We start from the raw sequence: 309 nt of genomic DNA on the forward strand, positions 1-309 counted from the left end.
TATGGCTGAAGCTGGAAACGGGAGTCGGCTTGATATTGAAGAAACTCGCGAAGTTGAACATGTGGATGCATCTCCTGGTTGAACCGGCGGTACCGCGCCGGCGGCGGCCGGACCGGGGTCCGGTGGTCGCGACGTTCCGCCGCCGCGTGCGAGCGTTGGGAAGGGGGAACCTCCGGTGTGGGTAGCGGGGCGGGGATGCGGGATTCAGCGCTCGAGCAGGCTCTCGTCCAGGCGACGCTGCAGCGGCGACAGGAAGTAGTCGAGGACGCGCCGGCTGCCGATGCGGATCTCGGCGCGCACGCTCATGCC

1 protein-coding gene is annotated in these 309 nt (G+C 67.3%); it reads left to right on the top strand.

Annotation, left to right across the window (positions count from 1 at the left end):
• Positions 1-185 (top strand): hypothetical protein (locus SB773_RS30890; protein WP_410594053.1); only part of this gene is annotated, 185 nt, incomplete at its 5' end.
• Positions 186-309: the final 124 nt, after the last annotated feature.

The sequence above is a fragment of the Bacillus sp. SIMBA_074 genome (genome assembly GCF_046534555.1).
GTDB classification, from domain to species: Bacteria; Bacillota; Bacilli; order Bacillales; family Bacillaceae_G; genus Bacillus_A; species Bacillus_A mycoides.